Genomic DNA, 6,000 nt, shown 5'->3' with positions numbered 1-6,000 from the left:
GGTACTGCTATTGCGGGAGAGTAGGTCGTCGCCAGTTTTTATAAAGAGTCTCAAGATTTATTTCTTGAGACTTTTTTTATGGAGTAAAGTCAAGGGAAAGAGATTTAAGACTTATTACTCAAAACTTAACTTGTGTGTTCCTGAAACGAGTTCAGGATGACGGGAGGGAAATAGTAGATGGAGAGATTGTGATAAGATTCTTCGCTACGCTCGGAATGAAAAGGGATTATCTTAGTACTTTTCAATTTGATTAAGAATTGTTTTTGTAACTAATTTATAATCTCGATTAAAATGATGATTTCCGCCTAAATGAATGATATTTTTATGATGATTAATTTTATTGTAAGGATATTTTTCTCCATAATCACTTAAAATAATTGAAAGTTTGATTGGTGGTAATTGATTAATTGCAGGTATTGTTTGCCATTGACCTGAAACACTTTCAAAAATTAGATTTTTATAATAAATTTCAAAATCTGCAGATTCATAGGGATCCAAAAGAATAATATTTTCTATTCTATTCGTTGTGTTTTTTGGTAAATTGTTAATTATAAACGGTAATACATCAGAACCAAATGAGTAGCCGATAAAAATTATTTTTTGATTAGAATGATTTTTAAATATTTTCTCTAAATATTGTGAAATAACTTCAGCTGTATTCTTCGGATCTTGTTTGTTCCAATAATAAACTTTTGAATTTAAAGCATAAATATCATAACCATTTTGATGGAGATTTGTACATATTTTAGATGAAAATGGTCCAATTCCTGCATCACCACTTAAATAAAAAATAATTGGTAAATCATTGTTATTTTTCGTCCATATTTTAAGCGGTAAAGGAGTATTGATATCTACATCATCGCCTTTGGTTCTGATGATATAAAACCCAATTAATAGGATTAAAATTGAAAAAAATATAACCGCTTGTGTTTTCATCTTAAGGTTTCATAATTTTATTTAAGGCTTTCGGAAGCTGCATTAATTCGACATCATTTCCGTAAACAATGTATTTATTAGTCCAGTTATCAGCATATTTTTCTTTAAAATCGCGCATAGTTTGATATTGTTTAAAAGATCCAATTCGATGATATGCAAATTTCATAATTTCTTCGAGAATATTATTCGCTTTTGTAATACCTGCCATTGGTGTCATTCCAATATTTATATGCGATTTTTTTTCATTTTTTGCATGTTCTATCATCGTAATTATTACAGCATCCATACTACCGTTTGGTGCATCAATAGTGCGTCTAATCATGTCATACGTCAATTCATTTGGTGTATAATCAGTAATAATATTAAGGAAAGTTACAATTTTATGTTGTTCATCTTTTAATACAATAACAGTTTGATTTTCTATCAATTCACGATCAAATTTACCCTCTGCAAATACAATTTCTTTTTTCTCAAATTCATTCAGCCATTCGTTGCTAACACGTTCTAATTCATCTAATAATTGTTCTGATAATGGCGCTTTTATTATCTCTGTAGTGTAACCTTTTTTGGTTAAACTATTTAATGCATTTCGCATCGATTTTCGATCTTTCCCTTGTAAATTAAACTTCTCTACGTCAATTATACCTTCTTGTCCAATCAATAAATGTTGTTTTTTTAGTTTTTTAAAATGAATTAAATCTGATTCAGAAACGCGATAATAAGCTGTATTCAAGCCTTTTTGTTGACAATATTTTTCAAATTCTAGAATTACATTTTTTTTATCAGCATCATTTCCAACTACATTTTCTAAAGCAATAGCAAAATTTGAACCGATTCTGTACGAGATAAATGCAGTGTAATTTTCAGAAAAATAGAATGATTTATCGTCTAATAATTTGAAATAATCTAATGCAGAATTTCCAAATTGATTGGTAATATTTTGTGCCTTTTCTATGTTTTGAATATCATTTGTTGAATAATTTTTGGATCTAAAAAATGCTAGAATTAAGAGAATCCATGATATAAATCCAAAGAAATAATTGATGTCTTTAAAATCTTTTGCAAAATGAGTTCTCGGAACTAAATCATTTTCTTTGAATAACAGAAAGTTCTGAAAAGTATAATATAAAGCTTGTTTCCAAGAAAAATCTACTCCAAAATGTCTTTTATCAATAAAATAAAATGACAAAATATTGAAGGTTAATAATGCAACGAATCCAAATATAAAAAAGGAAAAACCTTGTTTTAAACGTTTATAATTTGTTTTTAAATGATATTGATTTCGAGAATAAACCAATAGAATTATCGTAAATAATGCAAAAGTAGCTTCTTCATAATCTAACGCTTTTAGTATATTTCCTAAAAAGGACAGAATTGCAAAAAATAATGCAAAAATCCATGCTGATTTTTAAACCTTTTATCAAATACGAAGAGGTGATAATTAGTGCGACACCAACAAATAATGTCATCAATTTTGATAGATGCATAAACTCGATTGGTAAATATATTTTTTCGAGATGAAGACGATATGCGAGTGGTGGAGTAATTACCGAGACAATATTGATGATTCCTAAACTAAATATCATCAGTGCAGGAAATATGCGTGCAAATAATTTTCGTCCTTTCCATAAAAAACTGATAATTCCTAAAAGTATCGGTAACCAAAATTCGAAAACGCGGTACAATAATGTTATGGCTAATCCTTGGTTTTGTGCGTATCCAAATTGTGTTAAAACATAAATCATTGCAAATTCTACAGCTCCTAAACCTCTTAAAAAAGGTGAAATTATCATTAATAAAACAGATATTGTATACCCAAGTGCAGCAGCTTCGAAGGTTGGATTTAAACCCAAAGCCAATATTGCAATGTAAACGTGTAAAATACCTGTAAACTCAATAAGAATTGATGTTAAAATGGTTAAATAATAATTTTTTTGATCAAAATTTAGTTCAAATATTGGATTAATTTCATAAATAATTGCGGGGAATTTTTTTTCTAAAAACTGATAAAATTTATTTTTTCTCCGAAATGATTGATCAAGAAAATAAATAGATAACAAAACACCACTTAAAATTGCAATAGAAAACCATGCATTATCAAAATTTTTATTAATTAAAATACTATACAATATAATAGGAAGACCAACTAGAAGTACAGTTAACAAGCCAACAAAACCATAAATAGAACTTGCTTGATAAACTTTAGTTTGCTCTAAATTTTTCTTTTTGATTTGATTCGGTAAATACGCTAACGAACTTATACCGCCAGCTGGAAGAAAAATACTAATCAAATTACGTTTTAAAAATAAATTTGTTGCATCCCAAAAAGATAAATGTAATCCGACAGCTTTAAAACTAAAAATATACATATAAGCTTGCAATGCGATAGTGAGAAATGTAATAATCGCTCCAAAAACTAACCAAAGTGGTTTTGCCGCAACAAGATTTGGAATTATCTGCGACATTTCTGCTCGTTCGCTTCTAAAGAAAAAGAAGGCTAAAAACAAAATTAAAATGGCTATAATCTGTTGCCAAGGTAATTTAGAGAAATTGGTTTTGGTTATAAAATTCATAGGTTTATTGGTTGTCTTAGGTTTATGAAATTTAATCTAAAAATTTAAAACAATTATTTTTATATTGTCTAACTATTTAGAAAACAAAAAAATGTTGAGTCAATTATCATTACGAAAAGCGGAAAACGCTGATGCAGATAGAATTTGGGAGATTTTGCAACAAGCAATTAATAAAAGAAAAGAGGAAGGAAGCGATCAGTGGCAAGATGGTTATCCAAATTTGGAAGTTGTGAAGGAAGATATTGCGAATAATTATGGTTATGTAATTCTAGAAAATGAACAACAAATAATTGGTTATGTTGCGATTATTGATGCCGTTGAGCCTGCTTATTTAGAGTTAGAAGGCAAATGGCTGACTGATGGTAAATACGCTGTTGTGCATAGATTAGCTGTTGCGCAAGATGTTGTGATTAAAGGTTTAGGAACTTGGACAATGCAAGAAGCAGAAAAAGTAGCGTTGTCAAAAGATATTAAAAGCATAAAAGTAGATACAAATTTTGATAATATTGGTATGTTACGTGTTTTTGAGAAACTTGGTTATTCGTATTGTGGCGAAGTTTTTTTTAGAGGCGGCGCACGAAAAGCATTCGAAAAAGTTTTAGAATAAATTACGAAAAACATGCAAAATCTACTTTATATTATTTGGGATGTTAACCCAGAAATTGTCAATATTGGTGGTTTTCCACTAAAATATTATGGCTTACTTTTTTGTATTGGCATCATATTATGCTACCAAATTCTGAAGTCGGTTTATAAAAACGAAGGATTATCAAATCAAGCACACGAAGCTCTTTTCTTTTATGGATTTTTCGGTATTTTGATTGGCGCACGTTTAGGACATTGTTTATTTTATGATTTTGAGTACTATAAAAACCATATTTTAGAAATTTTTATACCCTTTCAGCAAGATTTCGAAGGCAATTATCATTTCGTTGGTTACGCTGGTTTAGCTAGTCATGGCGGTGGAATTGGGCTGATATTGATGTTATTAATTTATTCGTTTAAATTCAAAATAAAGTTTCTAAAAGTTTTAGATATTGTTGCAATTGTAACGCCTTTGGGCGGCGCTTTTATTCGATTAGCAAATTTAATGAACTCAGAAATGATCGGTATTCCAACCATAAAACCATGGGCTTTTGTATTTCTGCAAATAGATAATTTACCGCGTCATCCAACACAATTATACGAAGCAATCTCCTATTTTATTATATTTTTTATCGTTTACTTTTTATACCGTAAAAAAATATTTTCTATTGGAACAGGATTCTATTTTGGTTTAACAATTTTATTAATTTTCGTGATGCGTTTCTTGATTGAATTTATAAAAATAGAACAAGTTGATTTTGAACAAGGAATGATAATTAATATGGGACAAATTCTGAGTATTCCTTTTATGATTATTGGATTATTTTTTGTCGTTAAAAATATATTAAACAAGAAATCAACTCATATTTCTACAATTTAATTTCTATGAAATCTATTTTTTCGTTATTCATTTTTTTTAGTTTTTATTCGGGAGTTTTTGCTCAAGATAACACAGATTTACGTCAAAAATTAACCGAAATTATCTCGAAACAAGATGCAGAAATAGGAATTTCATTAAGAATGATAGAGAATAATGATTCGCTAACAATCAATGGAAATTTAAATGCTCCGATGATGAGTGTTTTTAAATTTCATATTGCATTGGCTGTTTTAGATTTGGTTGATAAAGGAAAACTTTCGTTGAATCAGAAAATTTTTGTGCGTAAAACAGATTTACATGCTGATACTTGGAGCCCAATGCGGGACGATTATCCCGAAGGAAATGTTTATTTAACGCTAGATAAAATTCTTCGTTATACTGTTTCGGATAGTGACAATAATGGTTGTGATATTTTGATTGATTTAGTTGGAGGTACAAAAGCTATTCAAGATTATATAGATAAAATAGATGTGAAAGATTTTACAATAAAAGTAAATGAACAACAAATGTCGACTTGGGAAAATTGTTATTTAAATACGACTACACCAATTGCTATGACTGATTTATTGGTTGATTTTTATAAAGGTAAAATCTTAAAAAAGAAATCGACTAAATATTTGATTCAGTTAATGGAACAAAATTCACGAGGTACAACTTGGATGAAAGGTCAGTTACCAAAAAATACAGTGGTAGCGCATCGTACAGGAATTTCTAATCAAAATGACGCAGGTTTACGTGTTGCACATAATGATGTAGGAATTATTACTTTACCAAACGGAAAACATTTTGTTTTATCTATTTTTCAGAAGAATATAAAGAATCAAACACAAGAAATTTCTGCGCAAACAATGGCAGAATTAACAAAAGTGATTTGGGATTATTATCTCAATTAAAATTTTAAGGTTTAGAATAACTAGATTAATAAAAAGATTCCGAATTTGGAATCTTTTTTTATTAATTTGATAATATAGTAAGGGATAAAATGTATAAATTAATATTTAACCCTATTTTATTCTTGATTTTTTC

6 protein-coding genes are annotated in these 6,000 nt (G+C 28.7%); 3 read left to right on the top strand and 3 right to left on the bottom strand.

Going from position 1 to position 6,000, the window contains the following annotated elements:
• Positions 1 to 231: 231 nt before the first annotated feature.
• From BM072_RS11015 to BM072_RS15525, 3 genes are all read right to left on the bottom strand, one after another.
• Positions 232 to 936, bottom strand: coding sequence for an AcvB/VirJ family lysyl-phosphatidylglycerol hydrolase (locus BM072_RS11015; RefSeq protein WP_092908721.1), 705 nt, complete (start codon positions 934 to 936; stop codon positions 232 to 234).
• Between the two features lies 1 nt (position 937).
• The gene (locus BM072_RS15530) at positions 938 to 2,125 is read right to left on the bottom strand and encodes a bifunctional lysylphosphatidylglycerol flippase/synthetase MprF (RefSeq protein WP_221405173.1); all 1,188 of its coding nucleotides are present in this window, start codon (positions 2,123 to 2,125) and stop codon (positions 938 to 940) included.
• A 142-nt stretch (positions 2,126 to 2,267) separates the two neighbouring features.
• The gene (locus tag BM072_RS15525) at positions 2,268 to 3,509 is read right to left on the bottom strand and encodes a flippase-like domain-containing protein (protein ID WP_221405172.1); all 1,242 of its coding nucleotides are present in this window, start codon (positions 3,507 to 3,509) and stop codon (positions 2,268 to 2,270) included.
• Positions 3,510 to 3,600: 91 nt separating this feature from the next.
• Between BM072_RS15525 and BM072_RS11005 the strand changes: the two genes are divergently transcribed.
• The 3 genes from BM072_RS11005 to bla are packed head-to-tail and all read left to right on the top strand — an operon-like array spanning position 3,601 to position 5,867.
• Complete coding sequence (locus tag BM072_RS11005) at positions 3,601 to 4,116, top strand: GNAT family N-acetyltransferase (protein ID WP_092908720.1); 516 nt, start codon at positions 3,601 to 3,603, stop codon at positions 4,114 to 4,116.
• A 12-nt stretch (positions 4,117 to 4,128) separates the two neighbouring features.
• On the top strand, positions 4,129 to 4,974 hold the full coding sequence (gene lgt / locus BM072_RS11000; RefSeq protein WP_092908719.1) for a prolipoprotein diacylglyceryl transferase: 846 nt from the start codon (positions 4,129 to 4,131) through the stop codon (positions 4,972 to 4,974).
• 5 nt (positions 4,975 to 4,979) lie between these two features.
• The gene (gene bla, locus BM072_RS10995) at positions 4,980 to 5,867 is read left to right on the top strand and encodes a class A beta-lactamase, subclass A2 (RefSeq protein ID WP_245752143.1); all 888 of its coding nucleotides are present in this window, start codon (positions 4,980 to 4,982) and stop codon (positions 5,865 to 5,867) included.
• Positions 5,868 to 6,000 lie beyond the last annotated feature (133 nt).

It is taken from the genome of Algoriella xinjiangensis (genome assembly GCF_900115015.1).
GTDB classification, from domain to species: domain Bacteria; phylum Bacteroidota; class Bacteroidia; order Flavobacteriales; family Weeksellaceae; genus Empedobacter; species Empedobacter xinjiangensis.
The sequence above is the reverse complement of the archived record's forward strand: the minus strand, read 5'-3'. Positions and strand labels throughout refer to the sequence as shown.

What these genes read in the sequence shown, in the direction of transcription:
- BM072_RS11015 (WP_092908721.1), bottom strand. Translation starts at nt 936, where the DNA reads ATGAAAACACAAGCGGTTATATTTTTTTCAATTTTAATCCTATTAATT.
- BM072_RS15525 (WP_221405172.1), bottom strand. Translation starts at nt 3,509, where the DNA reads ATGAATTTTATAACCAAAACCAATTTCTCTAAATTACCTTGGCAACAG.
- BM072_RS11005 (WP_092908720.1), top strand. Translation starts at nt 3,601, where the DNA reads ATGTTGAGTCAATTATCATTACGAAAAGCGGAAAACGCTGATGCAGAT.
- lgt (WP_092908719.1), top strand. Translation starts at nt 4,129, where the DNA reads ATGCAAAATCTACTTTATATTATTTGGGATGTTAACCCAGAAATTGTC.
- bla (WP_245752143.1), top strand. Translation starts at nt 4,980, where the DNA reads ATGAAATCTATTTTTTCGTTATTCATTTTTTTTAGTTTTTATTCGGGA.